Annotated in this window: 3 protein-coding genes; 2 read left to right on the top strand and 1 reads right to left on the bottom strand. The window is 56.0% G+C overall.

Translation table 11 applies throughout. The features are described 5' to 3' along the window. Together ABF287_RS04115 and ABF287_RS04110 are read left to right on the top strand one after the other, a co-directional pair. A partial coding sequence (locus ABF287_RS04115; protein WP_347183756.1) for a hydantoinase B/oxoprolinase family protein occupies positions 1-1796 on the top strand: 1796 nt, incomplete at its 5' end. After that, on the top strand, positions 1793-2446 hold the full coding sequence (locus tag ABF287_RS04110; RefSeq protein WP_347183755.1) for a DUF2848 domain-containing protein: 654 nt from the start codon (positions 1793-1795) through the stop codon (positions 2444-2446). The genes ABF287_RS04115 and ABF287_RS04110, both read left to right, overlap by 4 nt. Here ABF287_RS04110 and ABF287_RS04105 read toward each other — a convergent pair. Beyond that, the coding region (locus ABF287_RS04105; RefSeq protein ID WP_347183754.1) for a hypothetical protein at positions 2403-2842 on the bottom strand (440 nt) is incomplete at its 5' end. The two genes, ABF287_RS04110 and ABF287_RS04105, sit on opposite strands and share 44 nt — an antisense overlap.

Raw genomic sequence — 2842 nt, 5'->3', positions numbered from 1 at the left:
TAAGCCTACCCGATACGCAAGGCGCGGGGTTAGATGAGACGACGGTAGCTGTCTGTTTCGATGGAACATGGCAAGACGTCTCGCTTGTTGACCGCACCACGCTGGCCCTTGGCCAAACCGTTGAAGGCCCCGCGATCCTGACAGAGCCCACCGGCACCAATGTGATTGAACCCGGCTGGCGCGCCACCTGTGCGGCGGGCGGTAACTTAGTCCTTGAACGCACCACCCCCATCGCCCGGGCCGAGGCGATCGGCACATCTGTTGATCCCGTCATGCTGGAGGTGTTCAACAACCTGTTCATGTCCATTGCCGAACAGATGGGGGCCACACTCGCCAACACCGCTTATTCGGTGAACATCAAGGAACGCTACGATTTTTCTTGCGCGATCTTTGACCAAAACGGCGATCTGGTGGCCAATGCCCCGCATGTTCCTGTTCACCTCGGCTCTATGTCTGAAAGCGTCCGCACCGTTCTGCGAGAGAATGTAGGCAAGATCCGGCCCGGCGATGTGTTCATGATGAACAATCCCTTTAACGGCGGCACGCACTTGCCGGACGTGACGGTGATCACGCCCGTTTTTGATGCCACTGGTGCCACCATCATCTACACTGTCGCCTCGCGTGGCCATCATGCCGACATCGGCGGCAAGACACCCGGGTCAGCGCCCCCGGACAGCCGGGTTATTGAGGAGGAAGGCGTGGTGATCGACAACTTCCTCCTCGTCGAGCAGGGGCAGTTGCGGGACCCCGAGACGCGTGATTTGCTTGCCTCTGGTACGTATCCTTGCCGCAATGTCGACCAGAACATGGCTGACTTAGCCGCACAGATCGCAGCGAATGCGACGGGCGTTGCAGAGTTGCAGAAGATCACGACCCAGTTCGGAATTGAGGCCGTTCGTGCCTATATGGGGCATGTTCAAGATAATGCCGAAGAAAGCGTTCGGCGTATTCTGGACGTTTTGAAAGACTGCTCATTCAGCTATCCGATGGACGGCGGCGCTCAAATCAACGTGGCCATCACGGTCAACAAAGCAAATCGCAGCGCGACGATTGATTTCACCGGCACTTCGCGACAAAGCCCGCTGAACTATAACGCGCCGCTTTCGATCTGTCGGGCTGTCGTCCTTTACGTGTTCCGTACACTTGTTGGCCGCGATATTCCGATGAACGAAGGCTGTCTTAAACCGTTGGAGTTGATTGTGCCCGAAGGGTCGATGATCAACCCCCGTGCCCCCGCCGCCGTTATATCTGGCAATACCGAGGTCAGCCAATCCATTGCGGAGGCGCTTTACGGTGCACTTGGTGTGATTGCGAGCTCTCAGGGCACGATGAACAACTTTGTCTACGGCAATGACGTGTTCCAGAACTACGAGACCATTTGCGGCGGCACTGGGGCGGGTAACGGTTTTCACGGAACAAGCGCGGTCCATAGCCACATGACCAACACCCGCATGACAGACCCGGAAGTGCTTGAAACCCGTTTCCCTGTTCGTGTCGATGAATTCGCTATTCGACACGGTTCCGGCGGCGCAGGTGCGTTTGTTGGCGGCGACGGCATCGTGCGACGGTTGACCTTTAATGAGGCAATGACCGTCACAACGCTCAGCTCGCACCGCGTTGTCGCACCCCACGGGACACATGGCGGGTCCCCAGGTGCCACCGGTGAAAACGCCGTGCAGCGGTCAAATGGGGTGTTTGAGCTGCTGGACGGGAACGACCAGGTGGAATTGGAGCCAGGCGATTCATTTATCATGAAAACACCCGGCGGCGGTGGTTTTGGGAAGGCAAACCTATGAAGTTTTATCACTCTGGCTCAGAAATAGACCTTACCGTTGAGCACCTCTACGTTGCCGGTTGGACTGGTCGAAATGCTGATGCAGTGCAGCATCATATCGACGAGCTTGCGGAGATCGGGGTGGCGCCGCCAAGCGAGGTGCCACTCTATTACCGCGTATCCAGCAGTCTTCTCGTTCATGCAAACACCATCGAAGTGCTTGGACCAGAAACATCGGGAGAGGTTGAACCGCTCATCATACAAAGTGCTGGTGCCTTGTGGCTCGGCTTAGCATCTGATCACACTGACCGCGGTTTGGAGGCATATTCAGTCGCGGCTTCAAAGCAGATTTGCGCAAAACCCGCGGCCAAGGACGTTTGGCGATTGTGCGAGGTCGATGCAGACTTGGACACCTTAATACTGCACTGCTCAATCAAAGAAGACGGAAACTGGGTCAGCTATCAAGTGGGCGCTCTCTCAAACATCTTGCCGTTGCAAAAACTGATCAGCCGCTCTGGCATGGGGGACAACTCAGCGATGCTCTGTGGGACGCTTGGGGCAATCGGTGGTGTTAGACCTTCGCATGCTTACAAAATGGAACTTGAAGATCCAAAGCGAAACCGGCGGATTACACTCGAATATTCTGTTCGTAAGCTGCCAACAGTTCTTTAGAAGAACCAGAAGGAGAATCCGCGCTATCAAGCCCAATAGAGGCGTAGGCTTTGGTATAGGTCAACGCCAAGCTATCGAATGGCCACTTCGGTGACATTGGTTGCGTCGCAACGACAGGCTTGCTGCATGGGCGAGGGAGTGCTGCGTTAGCGAAGCATGAAAATCGGATGGCGGCTTCGTCCGCAAAGGAGACATCTGGGCAGAATGTAGCGAAGGGCTGCTTCCCGCCATTATCCGTCGGCAGGGTGCTGTCAGACGAATGAGAACTCGCATCGGATTGCTGTCGCAGCTTTAATCTACCGGTTACTTCCTCGGCGACTGGTTCTTCAGTCGCTTCAGTTGATGCCACGATTGCAGTTGGCTCTTCGGGGAGCGAGGTTGCACCCCAGTTTGGAT

Source organism: Pacificibacter sp. (assembly GCF_039769035.1).
Classification (GTDB): Bacteria; Pseudomonadota; Alphaproteobacteria; order Rhodobacterales; family Rhodobacteraceae; genus Celeribacter.
This window is presented reverse-complemented; position numbering and strand designations above follow the sequence as displayed.

What these genes read in the sequence shown, in the direction of transcription:
- ABF287_RS04110 (WP_347183755.1), top strand. Translation starts at nt 1,793, where the DNA reads ATGAAGTTTTATCACTCTGGCTCAGAAATAGACCTTACCGTTGAGCAC.